This window comes from Kitasatospora sp. NPDC093550 (assembly GCF_044764985.1).
Taxonomy (GTDB): Bacteria; Actinomycetota; Actinomycetes; order Streptomycetales; family Streptomycetaceae; genus Kitasatospora.
Genome location: NZ_JBIWJF010000009.1, coordinates 71,664 through 89,506 on the forward strand (window position 1 = coordinate 71,664; position 17,843 = coordinate 89,506).

Annotated in this window: 14 protein-coding genes; 5 read left to right on the forward strand and 9 right to left on the reverse strand. The window is 73.5% G+C overall.

Going from position 1 to position 17,843, the window contains the following annotated elements; genetic code table 11:
• Positions 1-28: 28 nt before the first annotated feature.
• Positions 29-1,486 (forward strand): MFS transporter, encoded by a 1,458-nt coding sequence (locus ACIRD3_RS16525; protein ID WP_402216527.1) that lies wholly within the window; start codon positions 29-31, stop codon positions 1,484-1,486.
• A 71-nt stretch (positions 1,487-1,557) separates the two neighbouring features.
• Here ACIRD3_RS16525 and ACIRD3_RS16530 read toward each other — a convergent pair whose 3' ends face one another.
• From ACIRD3_RS16530 to ACIRD3_RS16540, 3 genes are all read right to left on the reverse strand, one after another.
• On the reverse strand, positions 1,558-3,930 hold the full coding sequence (locus ACIRD3_RS16530; RefSeq protein ID WP_402216530.1) for an immune inhibitor A domain-containing protein: 2,373 nt from the start codon (positions 3,928-3,930) through the stop codon (positions 1,558-1,560).
• A 177-nt stretch (positions 3,931-4,107) separates the two neighbouring features.
• Positions 4,108-4,485 carry a YrdB family protein gene (locus ACIRD3_RS16535; protein ID WP_402216532.1) on the reverse strand — a complete coding sequence of 126 codons (378 nt, stop codon included), beginning with the start codon at positions 4,483-4,485 and terminating at the stop codon, positions 4,108-4,110.
• A 101-nt stretch (positions 4,486-4,586) separates the two neighbouring features.
• On the reverse strand, positions 4,587-6,653 hold the full coding sequence (locus ACIRD3_RS16540; protein WP_402216535.1) for a prolyl oligopeptidase family serine peptidase: 2,067 nt from the start codon (positions 6,651-6,653) through the stop codon (positions 4,587-4,589).
• Between the two features lie 103 nt (positions 6,654-6,756).
• Here ACIRD3_RS16540 and ACIRD3_RS16545 point away from each other — a divergent pair, with 103 nt between their 5' ends.
• Positions 6,757-7,941 carry an aminotransferase class V-fold PLP-dependent enzyme gene (locus tag ACIRD3_RS16545; RefSeq protein ID WP_402216537.1) on the forward strand — a complete coding sequence of 395 codons (1,185 nt, stop codon included), beginning with the start codon at positions 6,757-6,759 and terminating at the stop codon, positions 7,939-7,941.
• A 106-nt stretch (positions 7,942-8,047) separates the two neighbouring features.
• On the opposite strand, the gene ACIRD3_RS16550 is transcribed toward ACIRD3_RS16545, so the two are convergent.
• Together ACIRD3_RS16550 and ACIRD3_RS16555 are read right to left on the reverse strand one after the other, a co-directional pair.
• A complete protein-coding gene (locus ACIRD3_RS16550) occupies positions 8,048-8,431 on the reverse strand; it encodes an ArsR/SmtB family transcription factor (protein WP_402216540.1) in 384 nt (127 codons plus the stop codon).
• A gap of 31 nt (positions 8,432-8,462) precedes the next feature.
• On the reverse strand, positions 8,463-8,837 hold the full coding sequence (locus tag ACIRD3_RS16555; protein WP_402216543.1) for a hypothetical protein: 375 nt from the start codon (positions 8,835-8,837) through the stop codon (positions 8,463-8,465).
• 243 nt (positions 8,838-9,080) lie between these two features.
• Between ACIRD3_RS16555 and ACIRD3_RS16560 the strand changes: the two genes are divergently transcribed.
• Positions 9,081-11,936, forward strand: coding sequence for a DEAD/DEAH box helicase (locus ACIRD3_RS16560; RefSeq protein WP_402217046.1), 2,856 nt, complete (start codon positions 9,081-9,083; stop codon positions 11,934-11,936).
• A 60-nt stretch (positions 11,937-11,996) separates the two neighbouring features.
• Here ACIRD3_RS16560 and ACIRD3_RS16565 read toward each other — a convergent pair whose 3' ends face one another.
• Together ACIRD3_RS16565 and ACIRD3_RS16570 are read right to left on the reverse strand one after the other, a co-directional pair.
• Entirely contained in the window at positions 11,997-12,347 is a 351-nt protein-coding gene (locus ACIRD3_RS16565; protein ID WP_402216545.1) for a winged helix-turn-helix domain-containing protein, read from the reverse strand.
• On the reverse strand, positions 12,344-13,141 hold the full coding sequence (locus ACIRD3_RS16570; RefSeq protein WP_402216547.1) for a hypothetical protein: 798 nt from the start codon (positions 13,139-13,141) through the stop codon (positions 12,344-12,346). Before ACIRD3_RS16570 ends, ACIRD3_RS16565 begins: the two co-directional genes overlap by 4 nt.
• 128 nt (positions 13,142-13,269) lie before the next feature.
• Here ACIRD3_RS16570 and ACIRD3_RS16575 point away from each other — a divergent pair, with 128 nt between their 5' ends.
• A complete protein-coding gene (locus ACIRD3_RS16575; protein ID WP_402216550.1) occupies positions 13,270-14,610 on the forward strand; it encodes a radical SAM protein in 1,341 nt (446 codons plus the stop codon).
• Positions 14,607-15,623, forward strand: coding sequence for an aminotransferase class I/II-fold pyridoxal phosphate-dependent enzyme (locus tag ACIRD3_RS16580; protein WP_402216553.1), 1,017 nt, complete (start codon positions 14,607-14,609; stop codon positions 15,621-15,623). Before ACIRD3_RS16575 ends, ACIRD3_RS16580 begins: the two co-directional genes overlap by 4 nt.
• A 9-nt stretch (positions 15,624-15,632) precedes the next feature.
• Here ACIRD3_RS16580 and ACIRD3_RS16585 read toward each other — a convergent pair whose 3' ends face one another.
• Positions 15,633-16,535 carry a 5'-3' exonuclease H3TH domain-containing protein gene (locus ACIRD3_RS16585; RefSeq protein WP_402217049.1) on the reverse strand — a complete coding sequence of 301 codons (903 nt, stop codon included), beginning with the start codon at positions 16,533-16,535 and terminating at the stop codon, positions 15,633-15,635.
• A gap of 103 nt (positions 16,536-16,638) precedes the next feature.
• Entirely contained in the window at positions 16,639-17,715 is a 1,077-nt protein-coding gene (locus ACIRD3_RS16590; protein WP_402216555.1) for a cation diffusion facilitator family transporter, read from the reverse strand.
• Positions 17,716-17,843 lie beyond the last annotated feature (128 nt).

Sequence of the window (17,843 nt, forward strand, 5' to 3'; positions counted from 1 at the left end):
GTTCTGTTGAAGTCTTAGCGTACCGGACGTGACTGAACCAGCAGCCGTGACGACCGATACCACCCTTGCCGAGCTGGGCGATCACCCAGCGGAGCCGGCGCCCGTCGAGGCCTCCGGCGGGTGGCGCGAACTCTTCTCCCGCCGTCACGCGGCGGCCGCCTCGATCCTGGCGGGCGGCGTCGCGCTGTACGCGATGAACCTCTACTTCACCGCGGCGCTGATGCCCTCGATCGTGGCCGACATCGGCGGTGCCCGGTACTACGCGTGGGTGGCCACCGGCTTCCTGATGGCCGCCGTCATCGCCTCGATGCTGGTCAGCCGGCTGCTGGACCGGCTGGGCGCCGCCCGTGCCTACGTGCTGGGCTTCCTGGTGTTCGGCGCGGGCGCGGTGCTCAACGCGCTCAGCCCGTCGATGCCGGCGCTGGTCCTCGGCCGGGTGGTGCAGGGCCTCGGCGGCGGCCTGGTCGCCGGGCTGGGCTACGCGGTCATCCGCAGCGCGCTGCCGGAACGGCTGTGGACCCGGGCGGCCGGGCTGGTCTCCGCGATGTGGGGCGTCGGCACCCTGGTCGGGCCGTCGCTGGGCGGGCTGTTCGCGCAGCTCGGCGCCTGGCGCGGGGCGTACGTCCTGCTGCTGGTCGCCGCGCTGGTGCTGGCCGCGCTGGCCCGCCGGGTGCTGCCCGGGCGGTCCGGGGAGGGGCGGGGGAGCGGCCCGGTGCCACTGCCCTCGCTGCTGCTGCTCACCCTCGCGGCGGCCGCCTTCAGCATCAGCTCGACGGTGCCGGGCGGCTGGGCGACGGCGGTCTGCATCCTCGCCGGGGTGGCGCTGCTGGTCGGCTTCGTGGCGGTCGAGCGGCGGGCCTCGGCGACGGTCCTGCCGCAGCAGACCTACCGGGCCGGCCATCCGCTGAAGTGGCTCTACCTGACCGTCGCGGTGCTCTGCGCGGGTGTGGTGGCGGAGAACTTCATCCCGCTGTTCGGCCAGGAGCTGGGCGGTCTGGGCCCGCTGGTGGCCGGCTTCCTCGGCGCCGCGGTGTCGGCGGGCTGGACCACGGCCCAGCTGTTCAGCGTCGGCATCGAGTCGGCGCGGGGCCGGGCCCGGGCGGTCCGCACCGCCCCGCTGGTGCTGGTCGGCGGCCTGCTGGTCTACGGACTGCTGCAGACCGGGGACGCCTCCGGGGCGCGGGTGGCGCTGTGGGCGCTGGCGCTGTTCGTGGCCGGCACCGGGATCGGGCTGGCCTTCCCGCACCTGAGCGTGGCCGCGATGCGCAGCAGCAGCGACCCGGCCGAGGGCGGCAAGGCCGCCGCGGCGATCAACACCACCCAGCTGATCGCCTTCTCGGTGACCTCGGCGCTGGCCGGCACCCTGGTCAACCTGGGGACGGACAGCCCGGTCGACTCGGCCCGGTACATGACCTTCGGGATCGCCGGGATCACCGTGCTCGGCGTGGCCACGGCCGCGCTCACCGCCCGCCGCCTCGGGCGGTGAGCACGGCCGGTCACACGAGCGGGCCCCGGATCCCTGTCGTCGGGGGGATCCGGGGCCGACTCATGACCGCCTCAGGAGGCCGGGCCGACCCGGACGGTGGTGATCCGCCCGCCCTGGGACTCCCGGACGACCTCGATCCTGGTGTTGGTGTCCGGCACCTTCACCGTCAGCTGCGGGGTGGCCGGGTCGGCGTACACCCCGGTGTGGTCGTTGAACACCGGGACGGCCGGCTCGCTCGGGATCCGCACCGCGACCCCGCCCTTGTGCAGGGTGAACGGCGTGGTCGGCTTGAGCGAGAAGGTGGCGTCGAAGGTCTGCGCCCGCGCGTTGACCGGTGTGCCGTCGGCGAAGCGGATCGGCGCCGGGTGGGCGTCGATCGGCAGGATCAGCCCGCCGCCGGGGTGGTCCTTGGTGTTGTTGTCGCCGTACGAGGTGTCCCAGAGCCAGAGCAGGACGCCCTCCTGGTACGGGTAGGTGTCGACCACGTTGGCCTTGCCCGGGACGCCGGTGTAGCCGAAGTTGTACGGGCCGGTCTTCAGGAACGCCCCGTAGCCGGTGTAGCGGCGGTTCTCGGCGATGTAGGCGCGCGGGTGCTGCTTGACGGCGGTGCGGCCGGTGATGACCGTGAAGCCGTTGGCCGTCCAGCCGTTCGCGCCGTTCTCGGCCCCGTCGCTGAACAGGTCGGTGCCCCCGGCGGTGGCCCGCACGGCGTCCAACAGCACGCCCCTGCCGTGGGTGTTGCCGTCCGAGGTGACGTGGAAGCGCAGCCGGAGCTGCTGCCCGAGGTAGCCGTCCAGCGGGATGTGCAGCTTCCGGTAGCCGCCGGAAGTGCCGCTGAGCCCGGGGGTGTTGGCGCTGGTGTTGCCGATCGGCGCGCCGTCCACGGTGCCGCCCAGGGCGGTCCAGTGCTTGCCCTGGTCGGTGGAGGCCTCGACGGTCAGGAAGTCGTAGTCCTGCTCGACGTCGTACCAGGCCGCCGCGTCCAGGGCGGCCGGGCCGGCCGCGGTGCGCAGATCGACCTCCCGGGCCAGGGAGTTGTCGAGGTTGTCACCTGTGTCGCTCCACCACTGCTTGCCGCCCTCGTACGGGTCGGCGAGGTCGGTGCTGGTGGTGCCGTCCGGCAGGTGCACCAGCACGGCCTGTGCCTGGTCGGTGTTGTAGCTGCTCACCCCGAGGGCGTGGCTGGAGCGGGTGGCGGCCTGCGCCTCGTCGTAGTTGAGCCAGCCGAACTGCAGCTTGCTCCAGGCGTCGAGGTCGCCCGGGTAGCCGCCGGTGGTGTTCGGGCCCTTGCCCAGGTACGAGCCGGAGGACATCAGCGACCAGAAGTTGACGCTGTTGTCGCCGCCGCTGGTCGGGTAGAGGTCCGGCAGGCCGAGGTTGTGGCCGTACTCGTGGGCGAACAGGCCGACGCCGCTGTTCTCGCCGGCCTGGACGTAGTCGTAGACGTAGAGGCCGGTGTCGCCGACCGGTGCGCCGCCGATCTTGTCCCCGGCCGGGCCGGTCTGCCCGGTGGCGTCCGGGAAGGCCCAACTGCGGTGCGCCCACAGCGCGTCGGCGCCCTGGGCGCCGCCGCCCCAGGTCTCGTCCACCCCGGCGTGGACCACGATGACGTTGTCCAGGTAGCCGTCGGGCTGGTCGAAGTCGCCGTCCTTGTCGTGGTCGTAGCGGTCGTAGACGTCGTACTGGGCGAGCTGGGCCTTGATGTCGGCGGCGGAGCGGCCCTTGGCGATCTCGCCGTCGTACCAGGCCTTGACGGCGTCCCGGACGAACTCCTGGGCCTGGGTCCAGGCGCCGGAGCCCTGCGGGCCCTTGTTGCTGCCGTAGCGGGCCTCGTTGTACGGGACGGTGACCCAGTCGCTGACGGTGCCCTCGACGTCGTACCGGCCGGAGGACTGGGTGCGGTAGTAGGTGCGCATCGACACCGCGCCGGGCGTGTCGTCGAAGAACATCTTCTGGTAGTACGCGCGGTCGAAGTCCCGGGACCACAGCGTGTGGTTGTCGTCCTTGCCCGGCTGGGGGATCTGGTTGTGGCGGGGGCCGGGGGTGCCGCCGTAGCGCGGCTGACCGTTCCACTGGGTCGAGTCGTCGACCTCGTCGCCGAACTGGGCGAGGATCACGAAGACCTTGTCCGTGCGCTGGTGGGCCAGTTGGACGTAGTCGTCGCCGATCCTCACCTTCGCCGGGGCGCGCTTGTCGGCGGTCTTGGCGACGGTGCCCTTGTTGAGCTGCTCCAGGGCCTTGCCGCGGAGTGCCTGCCGCTCGCGCTCCTGCGGGACGAGCGGTGCGGGCGGGGCCTCGGCGCCCTGCGGGGCGGCGTCGGAGGCCGCGGCGGCGGTGACGGTGAGGGGTGCGGGGGGCGCGGCCTGGGCGGGTGTGCCGAGCAGGGTGGCCGCTATCGCGCTCGTGGTGAGCGCGGCGGCGAGGGCCGCGGACAGTCTGCGCAACTGACCGGTCCTTTCCGGGGGATGAGGGTGCTTCGGGGTGCCTCGGGGGTGCGGGCGGTGAAGCGCAGGTAATATTTCACATGTCACGGGTCACGTGGAAGGGGCCCGGGCAAGCGAAAGGGGCGTCGCACCCGGAGGTGCGGCGCCCCTTCTCCGTGGGCGGCTCAGCCGTCGCCGTCAGCGGGTGGTGTACTCCAGTGCCACGCTGACCACCACCAGCACGCCGTACACCACCGCGAGGGTGGTCCGCTCGCTGGCGTACAGCGCGAGTGCGGCCGTACCGAGCGTCAGCAGCTTGAGCACGATCTCGGCGGCCAGCGGCAGCCGGTACTTGGGCCCGCCCGCGGCCAGGAACAGGCCCCAGACGGTGGCCGCCACGGCCGGTGCGCCCAGCCCCAGCAGCAGCCGGGTGGCCAGGCTGGAGCCGGTCCTGAAACCCCAGTAGCCGAGTGCCGCCAGCATGGCGAGCTCCAGGCCGAAGGCGAGGCCGGCGTTGCCGACGGTCAGCGGGGTCCACTGGCGCTGCCCGACCGGGCCGGGTCTGTCGATCTTCATCTCGTCGCTCTCCCCGTTCCACTGCTCCGCCCGCGCCGGGCGGCGATCACGCGGAGTGTCGCAGCCGGGCCCGGGCGGCGCAATGGAACGGCGGCCGCGAATCAGCCCAAGGCGTCGCGGAGGAACGAGAGTTCGGCCACGGTCAGCCGCTCGTTCATCCCGTCCGGGGTCATGTGGGTGACGCCCGGCAGCGGCAGCACCGCGTGCGGGCGGCCGGCCGCGGTGAGCGCCCGGGACAGCAGCAGGGTGTGCGAGGGGTGGACGTTGTCGTCGGCCAGCCCGTGGATCAGCAGCAGCGGCCTGGTCAGCCCGGGCGCGTCGGCGAGCAGGCAGTCGGCGGCGTAGCCCTCGGGGTTGTCCTGCGGCAGGCCGAGGTAGCGCTCGGTGTACGCGGTGTCGTACTGCCGGAAGTCGGTCGGCGGGGCGCCCGCGCAGGCGGCGTGGAAGACGTCCGGGCGGCGCAGCACGGCGAGCGCGGCGAAGTAGCCGCCGTACGACCAGCCGCGCACGCCGACCCGGCCGAGGTCGAGGTCCGGGTGGTCGGCGGCCAGCGCGTGCAGGGCGTCGACCTGGTCGTCCAGGGCGGCCTGCGAGAAGCGGCGGAAGATCGCCCGGGTGAAGTCCGGGGAGACGAACGGGGTGCCGCGGTTGTCGGTGGTGACCACCGCGAAGCCCTGGTCGGCCCACCACTGGCGGAGCTGCCAGCGGCGCGGTTCGGCCGCCACGGCCTGGTAGCCGGGCCCGCCGTAGACGTCCAGCAGCACGGGCAGCCGGCGGCCGGGGACGTGCTCGCGCGGGTAGACCACGGAGGTCGGCAGCTCGCGGTCGGTGACCCGGGCGAAGCGCGGGCGGACGCGGTACGGCAGGGCGGCGCTGAGATCGGTGAGCGGCAGTTCGCGGCCGTCGCGCAGCAGCCGGCGGTGGATCCCGTCGGCGCCGGCCGAGGTGAGCAGCAGGGTGTCGGCGGCGGCGAGCGCGGAGTGCACGCCGGGGCCGGTGGCGAGCGGCTCGGGCGCGCCGCCGTCCGGGTCGACCAGGTGGACGGACTGGTCGGCCGGGTCGCCCCGGCCGGTCTCGCAGAGCAGCCGGCCGCGCAGCCGTCCGACCACCCGGCGGATCTGCAGCCCGGTGGTGTCCAGCGGCTTGCCGTCCAGGGCGAGGCCGCGGGCCCGCGGGGTGTCGTGGACGGTGAGCAGCCGGCCGTCGGGCAGCCGGTCGGGGGTGCCGGGCAGGTCGTCCACCCAGAACTCGTCGATGGTGCGGGAGAGTTCGCGGGTCTCGCCGGTGGCCGGGTCGGCGGTCAGGAGCAGGACCTGCTGCTGCAGCCGGTCGGCGACGGTGAGCAGCACCTCGTGGTCGGAGGCCCAGGAGGCGGCGCAGAGGTACGGGAACTCCTCGGCGTCCCAGCGCAGTCGGACCCGCCCGCCGTCGAGGCCGAGGACCCACAGCTGGACGTCCGCGTTGGGGCCGCCGGCCTGCGGGTAGGCGAAGTCCTCGGGCGCCTCGGCGGGGTGGGCCGGGTCGGCGAAGTACCGTCGGGGAAGGGCGGATTCCTCCACCCGGGCGGCCAGCAGCGCGCCGCCGTCCGGGCGCCACCAGTGGCCCCGGGCGCGGCCGAGCTCCTCGGCGGCGGCGAACTCGGCGACGCTCCAGCGGGCGCCGTCGGCGGGGGAGAGCGGGTCGAGGCCGGGGGTGACGTACAGGGCGTCGTCGGCGACGTAGGCGACGCGCTGGCCGGTGCCGTCCGGCCGGGGGTCGAACGCGGGCCCGGCGACCGGGAGTTCGTCGCTGGTGCCGGTGGCGGTGTCGGTGCGGAACAGCCGGCCGTCGAGGGTGAAGACGGCGACCGAGAGGTCGGCGGTGGCGGCGTAGCCGCCGATCCCGGCGGCGACCAGCCGGGTGCGCTCGCGCAGGCGGCGCTCGACGGCGGGCAGGTCGTCGCGGTGGCCGGTGCGGCCGGGCAGCAGCGCGGTGGGGTCGGCGACCAGGCGCTCCTCGCCGGTGGCGGCGTCGAGCAGGTGGAGGCGGTCGAACGGATCCTCGGGACCGGTCGAGCGGAGCAGCAGCAGCCGGGTACCGTCCTCGGCGAAGGTGTACGCGCGCGGCGCACCGAAGGTGAACCGGCCGGTACGGGCGCTGAGGGCAAGGAAGGCGTCGGTGATGGTCACGGCCCGATGGTGGTCGCGCGGTGCGCGCCCCGACCAGTAGTCTGCCATGTGAAATGTCACACACCATGCCACTCGTGCATGTCACGCATCGCGGAGGACGTCAGTGATCGAGGAACTGCGGACCGCCGAGCCCCCGGCCCCGCTGCCCGCCGCCGAGGGCCTGTTCGGCGTGTCGGCGGACGCCGCCCACCTGAACCACGGCTCGTACGGCGCCGTGCCCCTCCCGGTGCAGCGTGCGCAGGAACGGCTGCGGGCCGAGCACGAACTCGACCCGGACGGCTTCTTCGCCGACCTCCCGGCCCGGATCGCCGCCGCCCGGACCGTGCTCGCCGCCGAGCTGGGCGCCGACCCGGACCGGCTCGCCCTGGTCGCCAACGTCACCGAGGCGGTCGCGATCGCCCTGGACAGCCTCCCACTCGCCCCCGGCGACCGGATCCTGGTCACCGACCACGGCTACGGCGCGGTCACCGCGGCCGTCGCCCGCAAGGCCGCCGAGACCGGCGCCGAGGTCGCCGTCGTCCCGCTGCCGCTGGACGCCCCGGACGAGCAGGCCGTCCGGGAGGCCGTGCTCGCCGCCGTGGACGGGCGCACCACCGTCGCCGTCCTGGACCAGCTCACCTCGCCCACCGCCCGCCTGGTGGCCGGCCCCGCCCTGCTCGCCGACCTGCGCGCCCGCGGCGTGACGACCGTCGTCGACGGCGCCCACGCGCCCGGCATGCTGCCCGCCCCGGCCGAGCCCGACGCCGACTTCTGGTTCGGCAACCTGCACAAGTGGGCCTTCGCCCCGCGTGCCACCGGCGTCCTCGCCGTCCGCCCCGAGTGGACCGCCCGGGTCCGCCCGCTGGCGCTCTCCTGGGAGCACGACAAGGGCTACCCCGGCAACGTCGAGTGGCGCGGCACCTGCGACTACACGCCCTGGCTGGCCGCCCCGGCCGGCTTCGACCTGCTGCGCACCCTCGGCCCGGCGGCGGTGGCCGCGCACAACACCGCGCTCGTCGCGTACGGGCAGCGTGCGCTGGCCGAGCGGGCGGGGCTGGCACCGCTGCCCGCGACCCCCGGGGTGTGGATGCGCGCCGTACGGCTGCCGGCCGGCCACGCCGAGAGCGAGCCGCGGGCCCGGGCGCTGATGGCCGGGGTGTGGCAGCGGCTGCGCACCCGGATAGCCGTCCGCCCCTGGGCCGGCGGCGGGGTGCTGCGGATCAGCGCGCAGCTGTACAACCGGGCGGAGGAGTACGAGCGGCTGGCGGACGGGCTGGCGCAGGTGCTGGCGGACGTGCCGGAGGCGTAGGCACGCCCGCCCGGTTCCGGCTGGCCGGGCCCGCTCCGGTTCCGGGCACCCTGCCCGGTGCCGACTACGAGCCGCCCGGTGCCGGCTGCGCCCCGCCCGGCTCCGGCTACGAGCCGGTCCCGCGCAGGGCCTGGTCCGGGTCCGTCCGCAGCTCGGCGAGCAGCAGGTTCCGGTCGGCGAGCAGGCCGGTGAGGATCCGCCGGGCCGACCGCAGCAGGTCCGCGACGTCCCCGCCGGCCAGCGCGTAGACCACCGTGCTGCCCTCCCGGGTGGCGGTGACGATGCCGGCCCGGCGCAGCACCGCGAGCTGCTGGGAGAGGCTGGAGGGCTCGACCTCCAGCTCGGCGAGCAGCGCGCGGACGGGCGTCGGCCCGGCCTGGAGCAGCTCCAGCACCCGGATCCGTACGGGATGGCCGAGCATCCGGAAGAACTCGGCCTTCACCTGGTAGAGCGCCCCCGGCCGCCGGCCGGGAGGTACCCCGATGGTCACGAGGCCCCCCTTCCTGGTGTCGGTCCGGGTCTCAGATCTCCAGCGAGAGTTCGATCCGCTTGAGCTGGTGGCGGGCCATCGCGAGGTTGGAGCGGTTGCGGTTGAGCGCCAGGAAGAGGAACAGGCCGCGGCCGCTCGGCGTCGTGATCGGCCGGACCATGTGGTACTGGTTGGTCAGGCTGATCAGGATGTCCTCGATCTCGTTGTCGTGCAGGTTGAGGAGCTCCATCGCCCGCATCTTGGCGCGGACCACGTCGGTGTTCCCGGCCGCGGCGACGTTGAGGTCCAGCTCGTTGCCGTCGCCGAGGCTGCCGAGCGCCATGCCGCTGCCGTAGTCGACCAGGGCGACGCCGATGGCGCCGTCGATCGACATGGCCTCTTTGAGGGACGTCTCCAGGTTCGCCATCGTGGCTGTCCTCCCGTGCGTTGGTGGCTGTGACGACGACGGTAGGGAGGCCCGGCGGCGAACCACCGGGGATGACCGGAGACGGCCGAAGCTGGTGCAATCGTGATCACTTGAAGACATTTGCAACTATGGATCTGAGAGAGGAGTGATCTCCTCGTACGGAAAAACGGTGCTATCGATGTCAGTCCTCCCGGGTAACCTCTCGCTGAGATGCGAGATCACACCAACCACACCCGGACGGCGATGAACACCCCCGATCCAGAGCCCCAGGACGACCGGGAGCTCAGCCCCGCCGAGGCGTACGCGGCCAGCCGTCGCCGGGCCAAGGAGCAGGCCACCGCCCTGTACGGCTTCCAGCAGCTCTACGACTTCCCGCTGGACGACTTCCAGCTGGAGGCCTGCGAGACGCTGGAGGCAGGATCGGGCGTCCTGGTCGCCGCCCCCACCGGCTCCGGGAAGACCATCGTCGGCGAGTTCGCCGTGCACCTGGCCCTGGCCGCCGGGCGCAAGTGCTTCTACACCACGCCGATCAAGGCGCTCTCCAACCAGAAGTACGGGGACCTGGTCAAGCGCTACGGCGCCGCCAAGGTCGGCCTGCTCACCGGCGACAACACCGTCAACGGCGACGCCCCCGTGGTGGTCATGACCACCGAGGTGCTGCGCAACATGCTCTACGCGGGCTCCAGCACCCTCGACGGCCTCGGCTACGTCGTGATGGACGAGGTGCACTACCTCGCCGACCGCTTCCGCGGCGCCGTCTGGGAGGAGGTCATCATCCACCTCCCCGAGTCGGTCACCCTCGTCTCGCTCTCCGCGACCGTCTCCAACGCCGAGGAGTTCGGCGACTGGCTGGACACCGTGCGCGGCGGCACCAAGGTGATCGTCTCCGAGACCCGCCCGGTGCCGCTGTGGCAGCACGTGATGGCCGGCAACCGGATGTACGACCTGTTCGCCAACCCCGACCGGGACGGCCGCCCGAAGAACAACCTGAAGAACCCCGGCAAGGCCGTCAACCCCGAGCTGGTCCGGCTCGCCCGCTCCGAGCTGGACCGCAACCCGCGCGACCGCTTCGGCCGCGGCCGGGGCCGCTCCATGCCCAACGGCCGTCCCGGCCGGGTCTGGACGCCGGGCCGGGTGGACGTCATCGACCGGCTCGACGCCGAGGGCCTGCTGCCCGCGATCACCTTCATCTTCAGCCGGGCCGGCTGCGAGGCCGCCGTCCAGCAGTGCCTCAGCTCCGGTCTGCGGCTCAACAAGGACGCCGACCGCGCCCAGGTCCGCGCCATCGTCGAGGAGCGCTGCGCCGACATCCCCGACGAGGACCTGCACGTCCTCGGCTACTTCGAGTGGCTGGACGGGCTGGAGCGCGGCATCGCCGCCCACCACGCCGGCATGCTGCCCCGGTTCAAGGAGGTCGTCGAGGAGCTCTTCGTGAAGGGCCTGGTCAAGGCCGTCTTCGCGACCGAGACCCTGGCGCTCGGCATCAACATGCCCGCCCGCTCGGTGGTCATGGAGAAGCTGGTCAAGTGGAACGGCGAGACCCACGCCGACATCACCCCCGGCGAGTACACCCAGCTCACCGGCCGGGCCGGCCGGCGCGGCATCGACGTCGAGGGCCACGCCGTGGTGCTCTGGCAGCGCGGCCTCGACCCGGAGGCACTGGCCGGCCTGGCCGGCACCCGCACCTACCCGCTGAAGTCCTCGTTCCGGCCCTCCTACAACATGGCCGTCAACCTGGTCTCCCAGTTCGGCCGGCACCGCTCGCGCGAGCTGCTGGAGACGTCCTTCGCCCAGTTCCAGGCGGACCGCTCGGTGGTCGGCCTGGCCCGCCAGGTGCAGCGCAACGAGGAGGGCCTGGAGGGCTACCGCGAGTCGATGACCTGCCACCTCGGCGACTTCGACGCGTACATGGAGCTGCGCCGCCGGCTCAAGGACCGCGAGAACGAGCTGGCCCGCGAGGGCACCAGCCAGCGCCGCGCGGCCGCCGTCGAGTCCATCGAGCAGCTCAAGCCGGGCGACGTCATCCACGTCCCCACCGGCAAGTTCGCCGGCCTCGCCCTGGTCCTCGACCCGGGCCTGCCGCCGGTCAACCGCTCCGGCCGGGGCGGCCCGCGCCACCCCGACTTCCAGGACGGCCCGCGCCCGGTGGTGCTCACCGCCGAGCGCCAGGTCAAGCGGCTCGCCATGATCGACTTCCCGCACCCGGTCGCCGCGATCGAGCGGGTGCGCATCCCCAAGTCCTTCAACCCGCGCAGCCCGCAGTCCCGTCGGGACCTCGCCTCCGCGCTGCGCACCAAGGCCGGTCACCTGGAGCCCGAGCGGTTCCGCCGCGGCCGCGCGGCCGCCGCCGACGACCCGGAGATCACCCGGCTGCGGACCGAACTGCGCCAGCACCCCTGCCACGGCTGCTCCGACCGCGAGGACCACGCCCGCTGGGCCGAGCGCTACCACCGGCTGCACCGCGACACCGAGCTGCTCGAACGCCGGATGCGCTCGCGCACCCACACCATCGCCCGCACCTTCGACCGGGTCTGCGCCCTGCTCACCGACCTCGGCTACCTGCGCGGCGACACCGTCACCGACGACGGCAAGCGGCTCGGCCGGCTCTACGGCGAACTCGACCTGCTCGCCTCCGAGTGCATCCGCGAAGGCGTCTGGAGCGGCCTCGCCGCGGCCGAACTCGCCGCCTGCGCCTCGGCGCTGGTGTACGAGGCCCGCCAGTCCGACGACGCCGGCGCCCCCCGGGTGCCGGAGGGCGCGGCCAAGGAGGCGCTCGGCCAGATGGTCCGGATCTGGGGCCACCTGGACGCCCTGGAGGAGCAGCACCGGATCAACACCGCCGAGGGCGTCGGCCAGCGCGAACCCGACCTCGGCTTCGCCTGGGTCGCCTACCGCTGGGCCCTCGGCCACAACCTCGACCAGGTCCTGCGCGACGCCGACATGCCGGCCGGCGACTTCGTCCGCTGGACCAAGCAGCTGATCGACGTCCTCGGCCAGATCCAGGACGCCGCCGGCGACGACGTCGAACTCCGCAAGACCGCCCGCAAGGCCGTCGACGGCCTCCGCCGCGGCATCATCGCCTACTCCTCGGTGGGCTGAGGATCCTGACGACGATCGCGGGAAGCCGTCCGGGCCTTGGTCCGGACGGCTTCCCGCTTCCTACTCCTGCCGACCTCCGGCGGAGGCGGCGTCGAGGCGGCGGACGAGTGCGCGGAGGGCTCGGAGTTCGTGGTCGAGGGCGTCGGCGCCGTGCGGGGTGAGGGCGATCCAGGTGCGGGGGCGGCGGCCGGCGTAGCCCTTGGTGACGGCGATCAGGCCGGAGTCCTCCAGGACCTTGAGGTGGCGGGAGAGGTTGCCGTCGGTGGCGCCCAGCTGTTCCTTGAGGAAGCCGAATTCGACCCGGTCCGCCTCGCGGGCGATGGTCAGGATGCCGAGCCGGACCCGCTGGTGGACGGTGTCGTCCAGGGCCAGGGTCGGGTGTCGTTCTTCGGCTTCGTCGGCAACGCTCATGGGGTGACCGTACGGGACGGCGCGGGGGCGCGGCGCGCGGCGGTCCACTGGGCCAGGCCCGCGGCCAGCGGGATCGCCGCCAGCAGCAGCGCCTTCGGGGCGGGGCCGTCGGTCCAGCCGCCGGACCGGGCGGACCACGGCAGCAGGCCGCTGTCCCAGGGCGCCGCGAGGTAGGCGGTGAGCAGCAGGGTGTGGGTGAGGCCGGTGCCGGCCACCAGCGGGCTGCGCTCGGTGAGTCCGAGGACGATCAGACCGAGGCCCAGGACGTACCAGGGCGAGGCGTAGGAGTTCACCAACCGGCCGGCGTCCAGGGGGTGGTACGGGCTGGGGTCGAGGACGAGTGCGACGAGCACGGCGGCGACGAGGACGCCGACGGCGGCCGTGGCGCCGAGCCAGACGGCGCGGCGCGGCACGATCCCGCGGGCCTCGCCGCGCCGCCGGTACCAGCGGGCCAGGGCGAACCAGGCCAGTGGGAGCAGCGCGTACCAGATCCCCCAGGCGAGGAAGCGGGTCACCGCCCCGTCGAACTCGTCGGCCTCGCAGGCGGCGCCGGGTGCGTGCGGCACGCACAGGCCGGTCAGCTGGGCGTAGGCGAAGGCGGGGTACGAGGTGACGTCCCGCCCGTTGGCGCCGAAGTTGAAGGCCTGCCCGGCGACCGGTACGGCCGCCAGTGCGAGCAGTCCCAAGCCGAGCAATGGGACGCCCGCCCCGCGCAGCCGGTTCCGGGCACCTGCCCGGAGCCCTTCCGCGGTGGCCAGCAGCTCGGCCGGGTCGTTCCGGTGCGGTGTTCCCATGGATCCCCCTTGAACGGTCGATCTGGCGATGCGTCAACTTTGTCCTGCAAAGTAGATTGCGGTCAAGAGTTCATGGCGATGCAAAGTAAGAGGCGGCGGCCCGGGGCCGGTTCGTGCATGATGACGGGATGATCCGTACTGACCGGCGCTTCCACGTCATCGTGCTGTCGAACTTCGCGCGGGGCTTCGACAAGTACGCGTTCGCGTACGGCAAGGCGGGGATCCCGGAGAGCACCTATCCCGACCGGTTCCACCTGCTGACCCGGGCGGAGTTGGGCATCGGCGTCGGCAAGGCGCGGCGCCTGCTGGACCGGCTGGCCATCCCGGGGGACCGGCTGCTGGTGCTGGAGACCTCGGTGGATCCCGACGCGTTGGTGCCCAACGCGTCGACCGGCCTCGGCATGGAACTCCGGGAGGCCCGCATCCGTCTGTCGGCCGTCCACGAACTGGACGGAGAAGACGAGGAGTTCACGCTGCGCCCGACGACCGTCGAGGACGCGATGGCGGCCTCCCTGGGCCTGCACGGGTCGGCGGAGCGCCGCTACGCCGACCTGAGACCGCGCTCGGTCTCGGTGCTGCCGGTCGCCTCCGCCTGCCAGGCCCGGTGCTCGTTCTGCTTCTCCGCCGCGTCGATATCCAGCGACCAGGCGCCGGCCCGGGTCCCGTGGGACACGGTCGCCCACTGGCTGGAGCGCGGGCGTGCGGCCGGGGCCGAGCGGGCGGTGATCACCGGCGGAGGGGAGCCCACGCTCCTGCCGTTCGACCAGCAGCTGCGGCTGGTGTCCGCCTGTGCGGCGGCCTTCCCGAAGGTCGTCCTGATCACCAACGCGCACTCCCTGGCGAAGGGCGGGCACGACGACCGGGCCGACCGACTGGCGGCCCTGCGCGCCGCGGGCCTGAGCGTGCTGGCGGTCTCCCGGCACCACCAGGACGACGCCGTCAGCGAGCGGCTGATGGCGCTGCGCACGCCGGTGGGCTCGGTGGTCGACACCTGGCGCCTGGAACGCGACCGCTGGCCGGGGCTGGGCCTGCGGCTCATCTGCGTGCTCCAGCACGGCGGCGTGGCCGACGCGGCCGGTGTCGCCGACTACCTCTCGTGGGCGGCGGCCCTCGGTGTCGAGGAGGTCTGCTTCAAGGAGCTCTACGTCTCCACCAGCACCGAGTCGCTCTACTTCGACCGCGCCGCCAACGTCTGGAGCCGGGAGCACCAGGTCTCGCTGTCCGTCGTGACGGGGTTCGCCGAGCGGCACGGCTTCGAGCTCGCGAGCCGCCTGCCCTGGGGTGCGCCGGTGTACCGCGGCAGCTGGGACGGCCGGCCGATGCGGATCGCCGCGTACACGGAGCCCAGCCTGCTGTGGGAGCGCACCAACGGGATCGCCCGCAGCTGGAACGTGCTGGCCGACGGCCGCTGCTACGCCTCCCTGGAGGACCGGGCCAGCGAGCTCCTGCCGGAAGGGGCGGCGGTATGAGGTTCGACGCGTTCCAGGACTTCCGGCAGCGCCAACTCGCCGTCGAGCCGACGCTGTTGGACGCCGCCGAGACCAACCTGTACCGGTCGCTCGCCGCCCTGCGGCCGGACCCGCCGGCCGAACCGCCGGCCGGACCGCGCACGGTGTACCGCTGCGACCTCGCCCGGGCCTGGTTGCGGCGCTACGAGCTGCCGGAGGAGTGGTCGCGCCGCGCCATGGTCTGCCGAGGGGTCCGGCACGGGCTCGGCGTGCTGTTCCCGTGGCTGCGCGCCGAGCGGGCGCGGCTCTGGCTGCCCGGCGACGTCTACCCGGTCTACTTCGAGCTGGCCCGCGCCGCGGGCCTGGCGCCCGGGTCCTACCCGACGCTGCCGGCGCCGGTCCTGCCGACGTCGCCGGCGGACGACCGGCCCGAGTACCTGCTGCTCGCCAACCCCAGCAAGCCGCTCGGCCGGTACCTGTCCGATGCCGAGTGCGAGGCGGTGATCGCGTGGCTGCGGGAGTCACCGCACCGCCGGGTGCTGATCGACGGCGTCTACGACCTGGGGGCCCCGTTCGCGCTCGGCACCCGGCGGCTGCTGGACACCGGCCGCGCGGTCCTGCTGCACTCGGTCACCAAGGGATGGCTGTGGCCGCGCACCTTCGGCGTGGTCCTGCTGGGGCCGGAGGACGCCGAACTGGCCGCAGCGTTCCGCGCGGAGCCGCCGACACCCGAACAGCTGCGGCTCGCCGACCGGCTGCTGACCGAGCGCGGGGACGTGCCCGGCCGGGTCGTCGACGAACTGGCCGTACGGGCCGAGCGGCTGTTCGCACGGCTGCCGGAGGAGGTGCTCGGGGCGATCCCCGCGGCGAGCCGGGCCTGCCCCGGCAACTACTTCTTCCCGGTGGACATCCCGGCGCGGACGCTCCTGCGCGAGCACCGGGTGCTCGCCCTGCCGGTCGGCGTGTTCGGGGAGGGCGGCTGGTCCGGCTCCGTCCTGACCAGCCTCGCCGGCACCTCCGGCCGATCGGCCTGACTCGCGCCGTCAGCGCTGGGCCAGGGCCTCCAGGAGGCGTTCCAGGGAGGTGCCGAGGCCCCACCGGGTGGAGAGGTGCTCCAGCGTCATCGGGTCGAGCGGCTCGTGGGGGAGGGCCGGGTCGAAGTCCGGGAGCGGGGCGTCGTCGGCGACGCGGACGACCTTCGGGGCGACGTCGAGGTAGCCGGCCCCCTCGACGATGTTGCGGCGGCGGGCCGGGGTGAGCTTGGAGCCGAGGTCGAGGGCGGCGGCGCGGACGGCCGCGATGTCGCCGTACTCGTTGATCAGCTGGGCGGCGGTCTTCTCGCCGATGCCCTTGACGCCCGGCAGGCCGTCCGACGGGTCGCCGCGCAGGGCGGCCATGTCGGCGTACTGGGCGCCGCGCACGCCGTACTTCGCCAGCAGCAGCGCGTCGTCGGTGACCTGCAGGTTGCCCATCCCCTTGACGGGGTAGAGCACGGTGATCGCGCGGGCGTCGTCGACGAGTTGGAAGAGGTCGCGGTCGCCGGTGACGATCTGGACCGGACCCTCGGCGCGGGCGGTGAGGGTGCCGATCACGTCGTCCGCCTCGTAGCCGGGGGAGCCGACCCGGGCGATGCCGAGCGCGTCCAGCACCTGCTCGATCACCGGGACCTGCGGGGCCAGCGTGTCGGGCACCTCCTCCTCGCCGTCCACGGCCCCCTCCGCGACGCGGTGGGTCTTGTACGAGGGGACGAGGTCGACGCGCCACTGCGGGCGCCAGTCGGCGTCCATGCAGGCGACCAGCTGGTCGGGCCGGTGGTCGTGGACGAGCCGGGCGATGAAGTCCAGCAGGCCGCGGACGGCGTTGACCGGCTCACCCTGCGGCGAGCGCAGGGTGTCCGGTACGCCGAAGTAGGCCCGGAAGTACAGGCTGGCGGAGTCGAGCAGCATCAGTCGCGGTGCGGTCACGCTCAGATCATGCCGTACCGGGGCGACAACGGGGGGCTTCAGCGAGGGGGGCTTCCGCGAGCGGGGCCTGGCGATCGTCGGGGCCTCAGTGGTCGTGGGGCCCTGCGCGGTGGACGGGGCCGTGGGCGTCGGCGCAGTGCTCGGGCGTGGTGTCGCCGGGGGTGACGATCTGCAGCAGCGCGCCCGCCTCGTCCTCGCCGACGTGGTCGACCTGGAGGGTGCTGTGGGTGATCCCGTACTCGTCGGCCAGGCGGCGCTGCAGCTGGCGCCGGACCGCGTGGCAGTCGCCGCCCGGGGTGACCAGGATGTGCGCGGACAGCGCGGGCTGGTTGGAGGTGATCTCCCAGATGTGCAGGTCGTGGATCTCCTCGACCAGCGGCTCGGCGACCATCCGGTCGGCGACCGCGTCGGGGTCGATCCCGGCCGGGGCGGCCTCCAGGAAGATCCGCCCGGAGTCGCGGACCAGCGCGATGCCGGCCTTGAGCATCAGCGCGACGACGATCAGCGAGGCGATCGCGTCGGCCCGGGCGAAACCGGTGACCAGGACGACCAGACCGGCGACGGCGGTGGCGATGAACGCGTACAGGTCGGTGAGGACGTGCTGGAAGGCGCCCTCGACGTTGAGCGAGCTGCGGTTGGCCTTGGACATGCACCAGGTGGCCGCGATGTTGACCACGATCCCGATCAGCGCGGTGACCAGCACCAGCGAGCCGGTGACCTCCGGAGGTTCGATCAGCCGGGTGACGGCCTCGTAGCCCAGCCAGGCCGAGAGCACCAGCAGGGTGACCCCGTTGGCCTGCGCGGACAGGATCTCGGCGCGCTTGAGGCCGTAGGTGTAGCCGCCGCGGGCCGGGCGGGCGGCGAGCCGCATCGCGACCAGGGCCAGCACGATCGAGGCGGCGTCGGTGAGCATGTGCGCCGCGTCGGAGATCAGTGCGAGGGACTCGGCGGCGAAGCCGACCACGACCTCGCCGGCCATGAAGACGACGATCAGGGCGAGGGCGCTGAGCAGCCAGCGGCGGTCCGCGTCGGCGGCGACGCCGTGCGAGTGGCCACCGTGGCCACCGCCGTGGCCGTGCCCGCCATGACCGTGCCCTCCCGGGCCGTGCGCGTGCTTGTCGTCATGTGCATGATCGTCATGGGAATGCTCATGCCCGGCCATTGCCGTCCTCTCTGGGCGCACGGGTGGGGAGGTGACGGGGTGCGATCGCCCGCACTCGAAGTGAACCGCAGAATGGACAAAGATCCAAAGGTTGTACTGGTGACCGTTGTCGTTGCCGTCGGGGCGGC

Excerpts from the sequence above, each read along its gene's own strand:
- ACIRD3_RS16535 (WP_402216532.1), bottom strand. The coding sequence starts at position 4,485 with ATGAAGATCGACAGACCCGGCCCGGTCGGGCAGCGCCAGTGGACCCCG.
- ACIRD3_RS16555 (WP_402216543.1), bottom strand. The coding sequence starts at position 8,837 with ATGGCGAACCTGGAGACGTCCCTCAAAGAGGCCATGTCGATCGACGGC.
- ACIRD3_RS16560 (WP_402217046.1), top strand. The coding sequence starts at position 9,081 with ATGAACACCCCCGATCCAGAGCCCCAGGACGACCGGGAGCTCAGCCCC.
- ACIRD3_RS16565 (WP_402216545.1), bottom strand. The coding sequence starts at position 12,347 with ATGAGCGTTGCCGACGAAGCCGAAGAACGACACCCGACCCTGGCCCTG.
- ACIRD3_RS16570 (WP_402216547.1), bottom strand. The coding sequence starts at position 13,141 with ATGGGAACACCGCACCGGAACGACCCGGCCGAGCTGCTGGCCACCGCG.
- ACIRD3_RS16575 (WP_402216550.1), top strand. The coding sequence starts at position 13,270 with ATGATCCGTACTGACCGGCGCTTCCACGTCATCGTGCTGTCGAACTTC.
- ACIRD3_RS16580 (WP_402216553.1), top strand. The coding sequence starts at position 14,607 with ATGAGGTTCGACGCGTTCCAGGACTTCCGGCAGCGCCAACTCGCCGTC.
- ACIRD3_RS16585 (WP_402217049.1), bottom strand. The coding sequence starts at position 16,535 with ATGCTGCTCGACTCCGCCAGCCTGTACTTCCGGGCCTACTTCGGCGTA.
- ACIRD3_RS16590 (WP_402216555.1), bottom strand. The coding sequence starts at position 17,715 with ATGGCCGGGCATGAGCATTCCCATGACGATCATGCACATGACGACAAG.